Annotated in this window: 17 protein-coding genes and 1 pseudogene; 15 read left to right on the plus strand and 3 right to left on the minus strand. The window is 43.5% G+C overall.

Annotated elements, in window-relative coordinates; all coding sequences use genetic code 11:
* Window positions 1-88: 88 nt before the first annotated feature.
* Window positions 89-316: a hypothetical protein gene (locus VIG27_RS04810; protein ID WP_394525754.1), complete on the minus strand. Its 228-nt coding sequence runs from the start codon at window positions 314-316 to the stop codon at window positions 89-91.
* 297 nt (window positions 317-613) lie between these two features.
* Between VIG27_RS04810 and VIG27_RS04815 the strand changes: the two are divergent.
* The 7 genes and pseudogenes from VIG27_RS04815 to VIG27_RS04845 all read left to right on the plus strand — a co-directional run.
* Window positions 614-1,849, plus strand: a pseudogene (locus VIG27_RS04815) (endonuclease Q family protein); the annotation flags it as partial.
* A gap of 83 nt (window positions 1,850-1,932) precedes the next feature.
* Window positions 1,933-2,559, plus strand: coding sequence for an endonuclease III (nth, locus tag VIG27_RS04820; RefSeq protein ID WP_394525755.1), 627 nt, complete (start codon window positions 1,933-1,935; stop codon window positions 2,557-2,559).
* A gap of 58 nt (window positions 2,560-2,617) precedes the next feature.
* Window positions 2,618-3,091, plus strand: a complete 474-nt coding sequence (locus VIG27_RS04825) for an LURP-one-related/scramblase family protein (protein ID WP_394525756.1) — start codon at window positions 2,618-2,620, stop codon at window positions 3,089-3,091.
* A 260-nt stretch (window positions 3,092-3,351) separates the two neighbouring features.
* The gene (gene sugE / locus VIG27_RS04830) at window positions 3,352-3,669 is read left to right on the plus strand and encodes a quaternary ammonium compound efflux SMR transporter SugE (protein ID WP_394525757.1); all 318 of its coding nucleotides are present in this window, start codon (window positions 3,352-3,354) and stop codon (window positions 3,667-3,669) included.
* An 810-nt stretch (window positions 3,670-4,479) separates the two neighbouring features.
* Window positions 4,480-4,881 carry a ty transcription activator TEC1 gene (locus tag VIG27_RS04835; protein WP_394525758.1) on the plus strand — a complete coding sequence of 134 codons (402 nt, stop codon included), beginning with the start codon at window positions 4,480-4,482 and terminating at the stop codon, window positions 4,879-4,881.
* Between the two features lie 13 nt (window positions 4,882-4,894).
* Window positions 4,895-5,926, plus strand: a complete 1,032-nt coding sequence (locus tag VIG27_RS04840) for an NUDIX domain-containing protein (RefSeq protein ID WP_394525759.1) — start codon at window positions 4,895-4,897, stop codon at window positions 5,924-5,926.
* Window positions 5,927-6,239: 313 nt separating this feature from the next.
* A complete protein-coding gene (locus tag VIG27_RS04845) occupies window positions 6,240-8,183 on the plus strand; it encodes an endonuclease MutS2 (RefSeq protein ID WP_394525760.1) in 1,944 nt (647 codons plus the stop codon).
* A 35-nt stretch (window positions 8,184-8,218) separates the two neighbouring features.
* On the opposite strand, the gene VIG27_RS04850 is transcribed toward VIG27_RS04845, so the two are convergent.
* Window positions 8,219-8,860 carry a ferritin-like domain-containing protein gene (locus VIG27_RS04850; protein WP_394525761.1) on the minus strand — a complete coding sequence of 214 codons (642 nt, stop codon included), beginning with the start codon at window positions 8,858-8,860 and terminating at the stop codon, window positions 8,219-8,221.
* 53 nt (window positions 8,861-8,913) lie between these two features.
* Here VIG27_RS04850 and VIG27_RS04855 point away from each other — a divergent pair, with 53 nt between their 5' ends.
* From VIG27_RS04855 to VIG27_RS04890, 8 genes are all read left to right on the plus strand, one after another.
* The gene (locus VIG27_RS04855; protein ID WP_394525762.1) at window positions 8,914-9,060 is read left to right on the plus strand and encodes a hypothetical protein; all 147 of its coding nucleotides are present in this window, start codon (window positions 8,914-8,916) and stop codon (window positions 9,058-9,060) included.
* Window positions 9,039-9,638, plus strand: coding sequence for an NUDIX hydrolase (locus VIG27_RS04860; RefSeq protein WP_394525763.1), 600 nt, complete (start codon window positions 9,039-9,041; stop codon window positions 9,636-9,638). Before VIG27_RS04855 ends, VIG27_RS04860 begins: the two co-directional genes overlap by 22 nt.
* 91 nt (window positions 9,639-9,729) lie before the next feature.
* Window positions 9,730-10,065: a cyclic-di-AMP receptor gene (locus VIG27_RS04865; RefSeq protein ID WP_394525764.1), complete on the plus strand. Its 336-nt coding sequence runs from the start codon at window positions 9,730-9,732 to the stop codon at window positions 10,063-10,065.
* Between the two features lie 54 nt (window positions 10,066-10,119).
* Window positions 10,120-11,295, plus strand: coding sequence for a phosphopentomutase (locus VIG27_RS04870; RefSeq protein ID WP_394525765.1), 1,176 nt, complete (start codon window positions 10,120-10,122; stop codon window positions 11,293-11,295).
* Window positions 11,296-11,309: 14 nt separating this feature from the next.
* Window positions 11,310-11,738, plus strand: coding sequence for a cytidine deaminase (locus VIG27_RS04875; RefSeq protein ID WP_394525766.1), 429 nt, complete (start codon window positions 11,310-11,312; stop codon window positions 11,736-11,738).
* Between the two features lie 23 nt (window positions 11,739-11,761).
* A complete protein-coding gene (locus tag VIG27_RS04880; protein ID WP_394525767.1) occupies window positions 11,762-13,087 on the plus strand; it encodes a pyrimidine-nucleoside phosphorylase in 1,326 nt (441 codons plus the stop codon).
* Between the two features lie 19 nt (window positions 13,088-13,106).
* Entirely contained in the window at window positions 13,107-13,760 is a 654-nt protein-coding gene (deoC, locus tag VIG27_RS04885) for a deoxyribose-phosphate aldolase (RefSeq protein ID WP_394525768.1), read from the plus strand.
* Window positions 13,761-13,995: 235 nt separating this feature from the next.
* Window positions 13,996-14,508, plus strand: coding sequence for a CarD family transcriptional regulator (locus VIG27_RS04890; RefSeq protein ID WP_394525769.1), 513 nt, complete (start codon window positions 13,996-13,998; stop codon window positions 14,506-14,508).
* Between the two features lie 51 nt (window positions 14,509-14,559).
* Here VIG27_RS04890 and VIG27_RS04895 read toward each other — a convergent pair whose 3' ends face one another.
* Window positions 14,560-16,038 carry a DUF1846 domain-containing protein gene (locus tag VIG27_RS04895; RefSeq protein ID WP_394525770.1) on the minus strand — a complete coding sequence of 493 codons (1,479 nt, stop codon included), beginning with the start codon at window positions 16,036-16,038 and terminating at the stop codon, window positions 14,560-14,562.
* Window positions 16,039-16,215: the final 177 nt, after the last annotated feature.

The raw sequence follows: 16,215 nt of genomic DNA on the forward strand, positions 1-16,215 counted from the left end.
AAACATCCCGGAGAAGCGATTTACCATTATGATTGGTTCATTGTACCATAATCTGGTAAATACAACAATGTTTTTTGAAGAGGAGTTGTTATCGTAATGATGATTTAAATTGTTCTATAAATTCTAAATCCGATGCTTTCAGCTTTAAATTGGTGGTGAGACTTTTTCCTTCCGGAGAGGTGACATGGATCTCAACCACACTTCCTTCTTTCAGCGCACTGTTTGAAACCGCATTGATAAACAGAGGAAATTTTGGGTGATTATTTTTAAAAACGGTCCAGGCTTCTTTTAATTGCATGAGATTCATTAAATTCATTGAAAAAGTCCTTTCTTTTTAATTGATAGGCATATCCTAGCATAAAAGAAATGCGGAGTCAAACCCCTGTTAGAAGAAAGGCTTTCCAGTAAAATAGTGCCGTGTTATAATGGAAAAATAAAAACAACGCTCATGGCATTGGTCGCAGAGATTCGTTTTTTATCCAGCAAGCCAAGTAGAACAGGACCCTTTACTCTATATAAAACAAACAGGAAAAATTTTACCCATAAAAGGCCTGCTTTTGTAGTGTAGAATATTAACATAAGAAATGCAATAGAAAAAATAGCAGGTGAATAAATGTACATAGCAGATTTACATATCCATTCTCATTACTCCAGAGCCACCAGCAGGGATTGTACCCCGGAATCTCTTGATTTCTGGGCAAGACGCAAGGGAATTGACCTATTGGGAACCGGAGATTTCACCCATCCTGCCTGGCGGGAGGAACTAAAGGAAAAACTGATTCCGGCAGAAGCCGGACTCTATCGGTTAAAGGAAGAATATAAAAGAACACAGGGGCAGCTGTCAGAAACCCAATTTCCCAGGTTTGTAATATCCGGTGAAATTAGTACCATCTATAAGAAAAATGGAAAAGTGAGAAAAATTCACAGTGTGATTCTTCTGCCTGATATTGAGGCAGCAGAACTTATTTCCGGGAAACTGGAGGCCATCGGAAATCTTCATTCCGACGGAAGACCCATATTGGGACTGGATTGCAGGGATCTTTTGGAAATTGTCCTGGAGTCCTGCCCGGAAGCCATCTTTATTCCGGCTCATATCTGGACGCCTCATTTTTCTTTATTAGGAGCATTTTCCGGATTTGATTCCATAGAAGAATGTTTTGAAGATTTAACCCCTCATATCCATGCACTGGAAACCGGGCTTTCTTCCGATCCTCCTATGAACTGGAGACTGTCGGCCCTGGATCGTTTCCAGCTTATTTCAAACTCGGATGCCCACTCTCCGTCAAAGCTTGGGAGGGAAGCCAATCTTCTTGACATCGAACTGTCCTATGAGGGGCTAAGTAATGCCCTTTTAAAGGGGAAGGGGTTAAAGGGAACCATAGAATTTTTTCCGGAAGAGGGGAAATACCATTATGACGGACACCGGAAATGCAATCTCTGTCTGTCTCCGGCCCAAGCCCGTCAATATTCCGGCAAATGTCCGGTATGCGGACGAAAGCTGACCACAGGAGTATTTCACCGAATTGAACAGCTGGCCGACCGGAGGGAAGGCTTCGTTCTTCCCCAAGGAAAAATGTTTGAAAGTGTGGTGCCTTTACTGGAAGTCATTTCTGCATCTACCGGTTACACCACTGCCAGCAAAAGAGTACAGAGCCAGTATGAAACCATGGTGGAAACTCTGGGATCAGAATTTGACATCCTCAGGAACCTGCCTGTGGAAGACATCCGAACAGTCTCCGGTGAATGGATTGCCGAAGGAATTACCCGTCTGAGGGAAAAAAAGGTCATGTGCAGTCCTGGATACGATGGAGAATACGGGACCATTCAGTTGTTTGAACCAGGAGAGATAAAAAAGAAAACAGACAAGGCCGTTGAAAATCATTTGAAAATAATACAGAAGTAAATCAGATTTTCAGGAGGAATAAAATACATATGAAAAACGAACACGTAATTGGTGTACTGGATAAATTGGATGAAATCTATGGTGTTACAAAAAAAGGCTTCTATCATAAGCAGCCATGGCAGCTGCTGGCCGCCATTATGCTTAGTGCCCAGAGTACGGATAAGCAGGTGGAAGAGGTGCTGCCTCAGTTATTTGCACGATTTCAGAATGCAGAGGATATGGCAGAAGCACCCTTGGAAGAAATCGAAGATGCCATTCGCTCCATCGGACTTTATAAAAATAAGGCAAAGAATTTAAAGAAATGCTGTCAGCAGATCGTAGAAGAGCTGGGGGGAGAAGTGCCTGGGGATATCGACGGGCTTCTTTGTCTGGCAGGTGTGGGCAGAAAAACGGCCACGTTATTTCTGGCTGATCTCTATGGAATACCGGGAGTTACGGTAGATACCCATGTATTCCGCATATCAAAACGCTTGGGCTGGGCATGTGGGAAGAATCCGGCTGAAGTGGAGCTGGAACTGCAAAAGGTACTGCCGAAGGATCATTGGAACCGGATTAATTTTCAATTGATCTATCATGGCAGGACGGTGTGTACTGCAAGGAAGGCAAAATGCCAGGAGTGTGTTTTGGCGGAATGGTGTGAGAAGAAGTTAGATTGAGAGATATCTCGATAATAACGATATTAAAAACAATAACAAGAAAGGAACCGACAAACAAATGAAATTAATGTTCAAACAACGTTTTTTCTCCTGGTTCGACAGCTATGACATATACGAGGAAAGCGGGGCAACCGTATATACGGTCAGAGGAAAGCTGGCATGGGGGCATAAGCTGGAAATCAATGACCGCAACGAGAATCATGTGGCAACCTTAAAAGAGCAGGTAATCTCATTTCTGCCCCGTTTTTCCATACAGATGAACGGGCAAACCGTAGGAACCATTACCAAGGAATTTACATTTTTTAAGCCGTCTTTTACGGTTGACTGCAATGACTGGCGCGTGGAGGGCAGCTTTTGGGAGTGGGATTACCGAATTCTTACTTCAGACGGTCGTGTGGTCGCTACGATTGAAAAACAGCTTTTTAATTTTACAGATACCTATATCATTGATGTCTATGAGGAACAGGACAGTCTTCTCGCGCTGATGGTAGTATTGGCGATAGATGCGGTCAAATGCAGTGATAAAAATTAAAAAAACACTATGCTCCGGGGCATCAGGATAAATTCATTCAAACTCTTGGCTGATTTATCATTATCCCATATATTGTTTGCAGGTTTGAACTGAAATTAAACAAGTCAGTTTCATAGTAAAATTTTCGGCTCACACAGTTTTTTGGACAGTGACCGAGAAAAAGCTCATAGCATGATTGCTATGCTATAAAAGGACAAAAGCCTGGGAGTTATGAATCGGATATCCTCAAGTTTTATGTTGTTACAGAAGGAGGTGATATAATGGCATGGATATATTTGATTATTGCAGGAATTTTTGAAGTGGTTTGGGCGGTAGCGCTTAAATACTCTCAGGGTTTTACAAGATTAAAGCCATCATTGATAACCATCGGCGGTATGATGGTAAGCTTTTATCTGCTGGCACTTGCAACGAAAACCCTGCCGATTGGAACAGCCTATGCGATATGGACCGGAATCGGTGCGCTAGGTACCGCGATCTTAGGTATGCTGATTTTCCATGAGCCGGTTACTACGCTTAGAATCTTGTTTCTGTTTTTGATCTTTTCTGGTATTTGCGGCTTAAAACTTACATCCTCCTGATCGGGGAAGGATTTTAAAATACAAATCCGTTCCATTGTAAGATGATAAATTTTCTTATAGAAAGAATCTTGATTGTTTTAATTGATATTGTCATTAAATAGGGGAAAATGATACAATCAACCTACTCCTCTGTATTTATTTGAATAATTTAGTAATATCTTCTTTTAAATGCTTAATATTATCTGGATAGTTCCGAAATATTAGGTGATGGGTTCTTTCAATTCCTTCAAATGTTTTTGAATTTTGAGTTTCAACCGCATTTATTTCTATCCTATGTTATATTGTACTTCATAGCATACACGCCTTTAAACAATAAAAATCAATTACTCAATCACGAATCATAGATTTCCATAATTAGGTGTAAGCCGGAAACCTGTCCTTATACACTGGGATTGCAGACAAGACATATATTATAATTGGACAGTGTTTTCCAGGAAGAATGTGATCTACCTTCCGTGGCCAGGCAATGGGTCCATAACGATAGAAGGATCGTATAATTGCGGTTTGCAGATGTGAATTTGTACAACCTGTCATACCAGATAAAATAAACAACTTTAAATCAAATGAGACAATTATTTCCCAGGAGAAATTGAGTAAAATTCAGAGAAAATTAAGAAAGCTAGAAATGTTATCCTTAAAATTCTATGGTAAGATGAATACGAAAATTTTAACCGGGTTGATATCCAGGTATCCTGCCTGACTGCAGTCATCGTAGCGATAACCTGTAGTCAGGTTTTTTATTTTATGCTGTCATGCAACAAGCAGAACGTATCCAAATGAATGGAAAATGAAATGAGTATGGAGGAGTAAATGGAACAAAATAAAAGAAAAATGGGGATTCGTTTCGTTGTATTTGGAGTCTTTGCTCTGGCTGCGGTCTTTCTTCTGCTGTTACAAATATTTAAAAGCAGAACAAAGCCAATCTTTGATGAGAATGTCACAACCACCTTTTATGCAAAAACCAGTGTTGGAACAGCTCTGGACTTGAAAGCGGAAAATTATTTTTCCTCAGAACTCTATGATTATAACAAATTCCGGTTCGATTTGACCCGGTGTGACTGGAATACGCCAGGTTTATACCGAGTACCGGTCATCTATGAAGAGCAGGAGACCAATTGTGTGGTTCAGATAGAGGTAGGGGAAACCGCCGTAAGCGTAAAGCACGAGGAACCGGATTTAAACGACAATACAGTAATTACAGAAAAGAACTGAATGGAGATAGAAGATGGCTCATAAGGATCTTACCACGCTTTGCTATATGGAACAGAATGACTCCTATCTGATGCTGCACCGGATTAAAAAGAAGAACGACATAAATCAGGACAAGTGGCTTGGCGTTGGGGGGCATCTGGAAGAAGGAGAAAGCCCGGAGGAATGTCTTTTGCGTGAAGTCAGGGAAGAGACCGGCCTTCATCTGCTTTCCTATCGACAGCGAGGAATCGTTACCTTTGTGTCGGATCAATACCCTGATGAATATATGTTTCTCTATACGTCCGATGAGTTTGAGGGTACCATAAAAGAATGCGGGGAAGGCAGACTGGAATGGGTCCCAAAAGAAAAAATATCACAGCTTCCCCTTTGGGAAGGGGATTTGATATTTTTTGAACTTTTAAAAGACGAGCTGCCCTTCTTTTCTTTAAAACTTCAATACCAGGGAGAATCCCTGGCTGCCGCTTCTCTAAATGGAGTTCCCCTGGAACTTCTGGAGGAACGGGACCTTGAAGGCAATGGAACAGGAAAAATAAGAGCCAGGTTTATGGTTCACCGGGAAGGAACTCTTCACGGGACTTCCCATGTGTGGGTAATAAGACCCAATGAAAAAGGAAGGTTTGACCTGCTTTTGCAAAAACGCAGTTCAGACAAGGATTCATATCCTGGCTGTTACGATGTTTCGTCCGCAGGACATATTCCGGCGGGCTGCGATTATCTGGAATCCGCAGTCAGAGAACTGAAGGAAGAACTGGGAATCAAGGCAGAACCGGATGAGCTTATCTATGTAGGACTTCGGGAGGAGCTGGATAAAACTGAGTTTCATGAAAAGCCCTTTTTCAATCATGAGATCAGCAAAGTATATGCTTACCATAAGCCCGTTCAGGAACATGATCTGGTCCTTCAGGCGTCAGAAGTGGAATCCGTACTATGGCTGGATTATGAAGAATGTCTTAGTCAGATGAGAAAAGGAACGTTAATTCATTGCCTGAATGAGAAAGAAATTCTTATGCTTGCTGACTGGTGGAAAATGCAAGAAATTTATTGACCCTCTGGTCAATTCGTGTTATATTGATAAAAGATTAAGAATAGGAAGTGTGTGTATGTTAATTGTGTCTGAACATGGAGCATAAAGCAGTTTTATATTGAGAACAGGAATCACACAGGGAGAGCAGACTGGCTTGTCCTTTGTTTTGTGTACCTGTTTTGCCCATGAAGATACAAAACAGACGGATTAGGTTTAAGACCTGGGAGATGTCGATTTGTGATCTCACAGGTTTTTTTGTTGTATAAACGGCTAACTGCTGTCATGCTCCATGGATTTTATGAATCTTAAAGAGGAATAAAACAAGGAGAAAGACATGGATCAAACATTTCATACATTAGAATTTCATCGGATATTAGAAAAATTAGAGAACCTATCTCATACGGAAGCGGCAAAAGAACAAATCAGGAATTTAACACCCAGCTTAAAGGAAAGCCAGGTGCAAAAGGATCTCCGGGACACCACGGAAGCACGAACGATTCTGGACCAAATGGGGCTGCCTCCCGCAGTAGGAATGAAAGATCTTTCTGACATTATAACCACTGCAAAACAGGGCGGCTGCCTCACTGCAGAGGAACTGGAACAGACAGGGATTATGCTTACGGGAGTCAAACGCTATAAGGAGTTTTTGAACCGTTGCAAGCATCTGGAATTAAGTCTGCCTTATTATGAACTGGAGCTGGATCCCCTTGATGAGCTTTCCAGAGCCATTTATGAAAGTATCAGAAACGGAAGAGTAGAGGATTTTGCAAGCAGGGGTTTGAAGAATGTCCGTCAGGAAATAGGCAGATTGGAAGAAAAGCTTCGGACGAAAGCAGAGAATCTTTTAAGAGCAAATAAAAAGTATTTTTCAGATTCCTTTGTTACCATAAGAAACGGCAGAATCTGCCTTCCGGTAAAAAAAGATTATAAGTCATCTGTTCCGGGCAGCGTGATCGATCAGTCTTCGACTGGTTCCACCCTGTTTATCGAACCGGCCGTCATTGCAGCATTGAACGGAGAACTGGAGCTGTTACGGATCGAAGAGGAAAATGAAGTAAGAAGGATTCTTTATACCCTGACCGCAGAGGTGGAAGAGAATCTTCCGGTGTTGGAAAAGAATAAACACTTTTTAGAAAAGCTTGATTTTCTGTTTGCAAAGGGACGGCTGAGTGAAGAAATGAATGCCATAGAACCGTCAATTCATACGGATCGGATCATACAGATCACAAATGGACGCCATCCCTTTATGAATCCGGAAACAGTGGTGCCCCTCAACTTTGAAATGGGGAAAAAAGAACGTGGCATCGTGATCACAGGGCCGAACACAGGAGGTAAGACCGTTTCCATTAAGACCGTAGGATTATTTTCCCTTATGGCTCAATGCGGACTTCACGTGCCCTGTGAAAAAGCGGATCTGTGTATGAACAGTCAGGTGCTTTGTGATATAGGAGACGGTCAGAACATTACAGAAAATTTGTCCACTTTTTCTGCTCATATCACCAATGTGCTTAAGATTTTAGAAGAAGCCGGAAAAGAGAGCCTGGTCATCATGGATGAACTGGGTTCCGGTACGGACCCGGCGGAAGGTATGGGAATTGCCATTGCCATTTTAGATGAACTGCGGCACAAAGGGTGCTTATTCCTGGCTACTACCCATTATCCGGAAGTAAAGACCTATGCAAAAGAAACAGAAGGCATCACCAATGCACGGATGGCTTTTGATAAGGAAACCTTAAAACCTCTCTATCGTATGGAAATCGGGGAAGCGGGAGAAAGCTGTGCTCTTGCCATCGCAAGAAGGCTTGGAATGACTGAGGATATGATAGAAAAGGCCAGAAATTATGCCTATGGAGAATGGGAAAGCATGAACCACCCAATCCATGATTCCAAACCAGGAGAAAAACAATTCCAGTCATCAAAAGGCCCAAGGATAGAGAAAGAGAAAAAGACAGCAAAGAGTAATACTGCTATGAAAGAATTATTCGCCATAGGTGACAGTGTGATGATTTATCCGGACAACAAAAAAGGCATCGTTTGCAGACCGGTCAATGAACAGGGAGTTATGCAGGTCCAGATGCCGGATAAAAAAATATGGATCAACCATAAGCGGGTGAAACGGCTGGTTGCCGCTTCACAGATGTATCCGGAAAATTATGACTTTTCCATTATTTTTGATACTGTGGAAAACCGAAAGGCGAGACACAAGATGGAAAAAGGATATCAGGAAGGCCTGGAAATCAGAACAGAGGAAATACAGACCTTCCATAAAAAACAGTAATTCATTATGCAAGCTTGCTGCTATCTGCTGCGGCATCAATCATCAATAGATTCAGTATCATCAATAGCCTTAGCCTCAGCAGCAGCCTCAGCATTTTGAGCCGGCTCTGCATCTTCAGGCATTTTATCATTGCTTCTTAACTCGGCAGATTGAATAAAGGAATCCTGATGAAGCTCAGCCAGAATGAACCGGAGGATTTCCACATGGCACAGTTCGTCGGCAGTAACCCGGTTTAAGATGGCTTTGATGTTGCTGTCTTCGATCCACTGGACCTGGGACTGATATTTCTTAATGGCTTCCAGCTCCCCGTTTAAGGCATTGGTGACAATGGCTCCGATCCTGGTGGGGTAGCGGTTGCAGGCGGGTGACCAGTACTGCATACGCCCATTTTGATAGCTCCACAGTCTGGGGTCTGCTCCAAGCAGGATGGAAAGCTCACCAAAGACGTTTAAATGATGCATCTCCACAATACCGATTCTATGGAAGCATTCCGCTATATCGGAGAAGTAGCTTTTGGTAAGGAGGCTGTTGTAAACGTAAAGGCTGATTGCTGACATTTCAGAATTGCAAGCACCGATGTTAGACAGTATGGCTGCGGCATATCGTTGGTTTTTGGAATCGACCTCAATGGAGGGCCATGGAGAACTGTCCTCAAATACCAGAGTTGATAAGTCCATATAATACCTCAATTTCATTTACTCATTAAAATATATCCCAGAGATGATATAGTATGACTGAAAAAGGGAAGAACAAGAAAAGAACAGGGAAAGAACAAAAAAAGGACCAAAAAAGAACGAAAAGCAGAATGAAAAGAAGACAGAAAAGAAGTACAAAAGAAGAAGGAGACGAAATAACATGGACCAGAGGGATAATTTAATACAGGCTGTGGAAGATTTTTCCCCATTCAATGAGCAGGAAACAAAAGATAAGGAACTCATTCTCCGCTATCTGCATCAGGGAGACTCCTGTTTTTACCGGGATAATTACGAAGCACATTTTTCAGCATCGGCGTGGGTGGTTAATCCCTCCCGTGATAAAGTGCTGATGGCTTATCATAATATTTATGATTCCTGGGCATGGACCGGAGGGCATGCAGACGGTTGTATGGACTTGCTTCAAGTAGCGGTCAAAGAAGCTATGGAGGAAACCGGTATAAAACAAGTAACACCGGTCTGTAAGGATATTTTTTCCCTTGAAATCCTTACGGTGAATGGACACGAAAAAAAAGGTGTGTATGTTCCCTCCCATCTTCATCTGAATGTGACTTATTTGCTGGAGGCCGATGAGCACCAGCAGATCCGGAACAAGAAAGATGAAAACAGTGCCGTAGGATGGTTTTCCTTAGAACCGTGTCTGAAGGCAGTCAAGGAACCTTGGATGAGGGACCGTATATATGAAAAACTCCTTCAAAAGATGCAAAATATTGGTATTAACAGAAAACTTAAAAATAATTAAAGATTGGTTGTTTTATTTTTTCTCTTTATGCTTTATAATAGAATCATCTGATAAATGCAGTTTTGCCCAATAGAATAGTGAGGTGACAGATATGAAAATTATTTATGCAATCGTCAGTTCCGATGATGGAAACCGGGTGACTGACGCGCTAAATGAACACCAGTACAGCGTGACAAAACTTGCCACTACAGGCGGCTTTTTAAAAAAGGGAAATACAACGTTAATGATTGGTACTGAGGATGAACAGGTAGAGGAAATCATCACCCTTATTAAAGACACTTGTGGAAAACGCCAGAAAATAACAACGAACGTTCCGGCACCGAATCTGGCATCCGTATCATCAGGCTTTATGATGATGCCCATGACCGTTGAACTTGGCGGAGCTACTATATTTGTAACAGATGTAGAAAGATTTGAAAAAATTTGATGAACCGGGGAAGGGATTGCAGAGCAATCCCTTTTCGCAACAGGAGGAAAGAATATGTCAGAAACAAAACGGGTATTTTTAATTGTTCTGGACAGTTTTGGAATCGGGGAAGCGCCTGACGCTGCCAAATTCCATGATGAAGGGAGCAATACACTGGGAAGCATTGCAAAGGCAGAAGAGTTTTACACCCCCAACTTAAAAAAACTGGGAATGTTCAATATAGATGGAGTGACAGCCGGGGAAAAGGAATCTGCTCCTATTGGCTCCTACGGCCGTATGAGAGAAAGCTCTCAGGGAAAGGATACCACCATTGGCCATTGGGAGATCGCAGGAATTATATCGGAGGAACCTCTTCCCACATATCCGGATGGTTTTCCGGATGAAATTCTTGAAGAATTTAAAAAGCAGACCGGACGGGGTGTATTGTGCAATAAGCCTTATTCCGGAACCGATGTCATCCGGGATTTCGGTGAGGAACATGTTAAGACCGGAGATTTGATTGTATATACTTCTGCGGACAGTGTGTTCCAGATCGCAGCCCATGAAGAAGTGGTTCCCTTAGAAGAGCTTTACCGCTATTGTAAGATCGCAAGGGAGATATTAAAAGGAAAACACAGCGTAGGACGTGTCATTGCAAGACCTTTTGAAGGGACTTATCCGGAATATAAAAGAACGCCCCACCGCCATGATTTCTCTCTGCTTCCCCCTAAGACCACCATGCTGGACTGTTTAAAGGAGGCTGGCTATGATACCATTGGAATCGGTAAGATCTATGATATCTTCGCAGGAAAAAGTATTGATAAAACCACCTCTATTGTCAATAACACCGATGGTATGAGAAAGACTTTAGAGGCACAGAAGGATGATTTCCGTGGAATCTGTTTTGTGAATCTGGTGGATTTTGACATGGTATACGGGCACCGCAACGATGTCAGGGGATATGCTCAGGCAGCTACAGATTTTGATGTGCAGCTGGGAGAATTTTTAGGAGCCATGCGTCCGGAGGATGTGCTCATCATCACCGCAGACCACGGCTGTGATCCCGGAACGCCCAGCACAGACCATTCCAGAGAGTATACGCCAATGCTCATTTACGGGGAAGGCATTAAGGCAGGTGTTTCTGTGGGAACCAAGGATACGTTTGCAGATATCGCAGCCACTGTGCTGGATTTATTTGGAGTTAAAGGCGATATCGCAGGAAAAAGTTTTTTAAGTGAAGTAGCAAAATAACAGGAGGTACGTTTTTGAAACTGGATGAAACAACAAAAAATATGCTGGTTGCGGAAGCTTATGAAGCCCAGAAGGCCGCATATGTCCCCTATTCCAATTTTTCTGTGGGAGCAGCCCTTCTTGCAAAAAACGGAACGGTCTATCGGGGCTGCAACATTGAGAATGCGTCTTATTCTCCGACGAACTGTGCGGAACGGACGGCATTTTTTAAAGCAGTGTCAGAAGGCGTTACGGAGTTTGAAGCCATTGCGGTTGTAGGGAATAAAAAAGGGGAAAAAGGCGGATTTTGTGCTCCCTGCGGAGTCTGCAGGCAGGTAATGGCTGAATTTTGTGATCCGGATGAGTTTTTGATCATACTGGGAGCCGGAGACAAGACTTCGGTATATGCCTTAAAGGATATGCTCCCGTTGGGCTTCACAAATGAGAATTTAAAATCCAGCTGAAAGAATGAGAGGCTTTGGAAACCATGAGGATGTATGATATTATTGCAAAAAAACGGAATGGAGAAACTCTGAGTGAGGAGGAGATCCGTTTTATGGTGTCTGGCTATGTGAAGGGAGAGATTCCTGATTACCAGATGTCAGCCATGCTGATGGCCATTTACTTTAAGGGGATGGATGACAGGGAAACAGCCATACTCACCAATGAAGTGGCGCACTCCGGGGATATGGTGGATCTATCCCCTATTGAAGGCGTCAAAGTGGATAAACACTCCACCGGAGGCGTTGGTGACAAGACCACGCTGGTGGTGGCACCCGTGGTGGCTGCCTGTGGTGTCAAGGTGGCAAAGATGTCCGGCAGGGGCTTAGGCCATACGGGAGGGACGGTGGATAAAATGGAGTCCATTCCAGGCATGAAGACCACACTGACGGAAAAAGAATTTTTTCATGTGGTAAATACGGCAGGACTTTCTGTGATCGGTCAATCCGGCAATCTGGCTCCGGCAGATAAAAAGCTTTATGCCCTTAGGGATGTGACGGCAACTGTGGATAGTATTCCCTTAATAGCCGCCTCCATTATGAGCAAGAAGCTGGCAGCAGGAAGCGACTGTATCCTGCTGGATGTGAAGACCGGAAGCGGAGCATTTATGAAGACTCTGGAGGACTCCGTTACCTTAGCGGAGAAGATGGTAGCCATTGGTGAGCATGCCGGCAGGAAGACCATGGCACTGATCACCAACATGGATATTCCGCTGGGAAACCGGATCGGCAACAGCTTAGAGGTCATAGAAGCGGTGGAGACGCTGAATGGAAACGGGCCAGAGGATTTGACGGAGATCTGCCTGCAGCTTGCGGCCGGAATGCTTTATCTGGCAGGAAAGGGCAGCCTTGAGGCTTGCAGAACCATGGCGGAAAAAGCCATAGAGGATGGCAGTGCACGGAATCGTCTGATTGCAATGGTAGAGGCTCAGGGAGGAGATTCCTCTGTCATAAAGGACCCGTCACTCTTTAAAACGGCGCCGTTTTATAAAGAGGTAAAAGCCGAAAAGAACGGGTATATCACCCGTATGAACACCGAACAGTGCGGAATCGCTTCCTCCCTTTTGGGGGCTGGAAGGCTTACCAAGGATAGCGTCATTGACCATACTGCCGGAATTGAACTGAAAAAAAAGGTGGGGGATCGGGTCTGCCAGGGAGATGTGATTGCTGTTCTTTATGCATCAGAGGAGGAGCTGTTTGCTGTTTCCGAAAAAGAGATGTTAAGAGCCGTAACCATCAGCGCAGACCAGCCCCATGAAATTCCCCTTATCTATGCCAGAGTTACAAAAAATGGCGTTGAACGCCTGATATAGCAGAAAGGAATTAAAACCAATGACAGATTTAGAAATGTTAAGTTACGTCGATCATACCGTGTTAAAAGCAACTGCTTCCTGGAAGGAGATCAAAACGCTTTGTGAGGAAGCCGTAGAATATAAGACGGCCTCTGTCTGTATCCCTCCCAGTTACATCAGCAGAGTACATAAAGAATTTCCAACCCTTAATATCTGTACGGTAGTTGGTTTCCCGCTTGGTTACAGCGTAACGGAAGCAAAGGTCCTGGAAACCAGGAAAGCGGTTTCAGACGGAGCTTCGGAAGTGGATATGGTAATTAATATAGGCGATGTGAAAAACGGGGATTACGGCAAAGTGGAGGATGAGATCAGGGAACTGAAACAGGCAGTTGGTGATAAAATATTAAAAGTCATCATTGAAACCTGTTACTTGACCGAGGAAGAGAAGATCGCCATGTGTCACGCAGTGACTGCTGCAAAAGCAGATTATATTAAGACCTCCACCGGTTTTGGTACCGCGGGGGCAGCCCTTTCCGATATTGCACTTTTCAAAAAGCACATCGGTCCGGAGGTAAAGATCAAGGCAGCCGGCGGCGTGCGGACCCTGGAAGACTTGAGGGCATATATTGAGGCAGGCTGCAGCCGGGTAGGAGCCAGTGCAGCAGTGAAGCTGGTGGCTGGGAAAGAAGCATAACATAAGGCACCCCAAATATCTGACATTTTAAATGTGTCTGAGTATTTGGGGTGTTTTTGTGGGAATTTTAATGAATTTGCACAAATAATATAGGGGGTAATCCTAGTGATATTTCACGAAAATAGTAAAAAACCAAAATAGTACTGACAAAACAGGGTTCAAAGTGTTACACTTAATGGTAGAGTAGTTGTAACTTTGGTATTATTGTGTGTCATTCAGTCAGGAGGAATGTGTTATGTTTCAGGTAAATGATCTGGTTATGTACGGTACCCATGGGATCTGTAAAGTGAAGGATATTGGATGCCTTACCATGTCGGCAGCGGATGAGGATCGGCTCTATTATACTCTAAAGCCGCTTTATGAGGAGCAGCAGAGTGCGGTTTATACACCCGTAGACAATAAGAAGGCCCAGATGAGAGCGGCCTTTACCAGAGAGGAAGCCTTAAAACTCATTGACCGGATTCCGGAAATGGAGACCATATGGGTGCTCGATGACAGGCAGAGAGAAGGAAAATACAAAGAGATTATGCAGAAAAATGAATGTTCCGGCTGGATGCAGATCATAAAAACCCTCTATTTGAAGAAACAGAAACGGCTGGCTGAAGGAAAGAAAAGTACGGCAAAGGATGATTTTTACTTTAACATGGCTCAGGAACTTCTCTACGGGGAGCTTGCAGCGGCTCTTCTGGTAGACCGGACCGGAGTGAAGAGCATGGTGGAAAAACAAGTGAATAGCTTAGAAAATTAAGCAGGTGTGCTGCAAAAGGAATTTTTTTTCTTTTGCAGCACACCTGCTTATTTAATGGTAAATATTTTTTTCTTCATATAATGGTTCGCAGGTCAGATTGACTCCCAGTTTTTTAAAGATCTTCATATCCACATCGGAGAGGATGACGGAGGTGTGTGCTTCGCAGCCCTTTAATTTGGGAAGCTGTTCCAGCGCGGTCTGAGCCTTTGGATCAGTGGCGGCACAGGTAGACAATGCGATCAAGACTTCATCGGTATGAAGCCTTGGGTTTTTACTTCCAAGATACCTGGTTTTTAATTTCTGAATGGGTTCAATGGCAGACGGAGCGATCAGATGGACATCATGGGGGATTTGCCCCAGGACCTTGACTGCATTGAGCAGAAGTGCGGCGGAAGCTCCCAGTAAATTGGTGGTCTTTCCCGTAATGACAGTGCCATCCTCCAGTTCCAGGGCGGCGCAGGGAGAGCCTTTTGCCTCAGCCAGCGCATTGGCAGCCTTTACCACCTGCCGCTTGTCTGTGGTGATTTTTGCCTGTTTTAAAAGCAGCTCGATTTTATATACCTCATCCTTGGAACCCATATCTTTTGCAAGCCTTAACAGTGCCTGATAGTAACGCCTTAAAATTTCCTGTCTGGAAGCTTCTTTGCAGACCTCATCATCAATGATACAAAAACCGGCCATATTCACTCCCATATCGGTAGGAGATTTGTAAGGACATTCTCCGTAAATCTCTTCAAAGATCGCACTGAGCACAGGAAAAACTTCCACGTCCCGGTTGTAATTGACCGCAGTGTTTCCGTAGGCTTCCAGGTGGAAGGGGTCGATCATATTTACATCGTTTAAGTCAGCAGTTGCGGCTTCATAAGCCAGGTTTACCGGATGCTTTAAGGGAATGTTCCAGACCGGGAAGGTTTCAAACTTTGCATAACCGGCTTTGGTGCCCCGCTTGTTCTCGTGATAGAGCTGGGAAAGACAGGTGGCCATCTTTCCGCTGCCCGGACCGGGAGCAGTAATGATAACAAGCGGTTTCGTTGTTTCTATATAATCGTTTCTGCCGTATCCCTCATCGCTGACAATAAAAGGAATATTGCCTGGATAACCATCAATGATGTAGTGACGGTACACGCGGATTCCTGCTTTTTCCAGCTTTTTTTTAAACACATCGGCAGATTTCTGACCGGAATATTGGGTAATTACAACACTTCCCACATAAAGTCCTTTATCCGTAAAGGACTGAATAAGACGGAATACATCTACATCATAAGTGATGCCCAGGTCATGACGGATCTTGTTCTTTTCGATATCGGCAGCGTTAATGGCAATCACAATTTCTGCCTGGTCAGAAAGCTGCATCAGCATACGGAGTTTGCTGTCAGGCTCAAATCCCGGAAGCACTCGGGAAGCGTGGTAATCATCAAACAGTTTGCCTCCAAATTCCAGATAAAGCTTGTCTCCAAATTGGCCGATCCGCTTCTTGATATGCTCTGACTGCATGTTTAAATATTTGTTGTTATCAAATCCAAATTTCATTTGTCCCTCCATTGCGTGTGCTTTTTTGAGCCTTCTTGAACTCTTTGACCCTAATACCCATAAATTGTATCATAGAAAATATGGAATTGCCATGGGATTTTTCCTCATTGTTTATTTGAATGAAAGACTTTACATTCGGGCATAAAAATGATAAAACGAAGTAGTAAGAAGGAGGTA

The sequence above is a fragment of the Lacrimispora sinapis genome (assembly GCF_043633585.1).
In the GTDB taxonomy this organism is placed as follows: Bacteria; Bacillota; Clostridia; order Lachnospirales; family Lachnospiraceae; genus Lacrimispora; species Lacrimispora sinapis.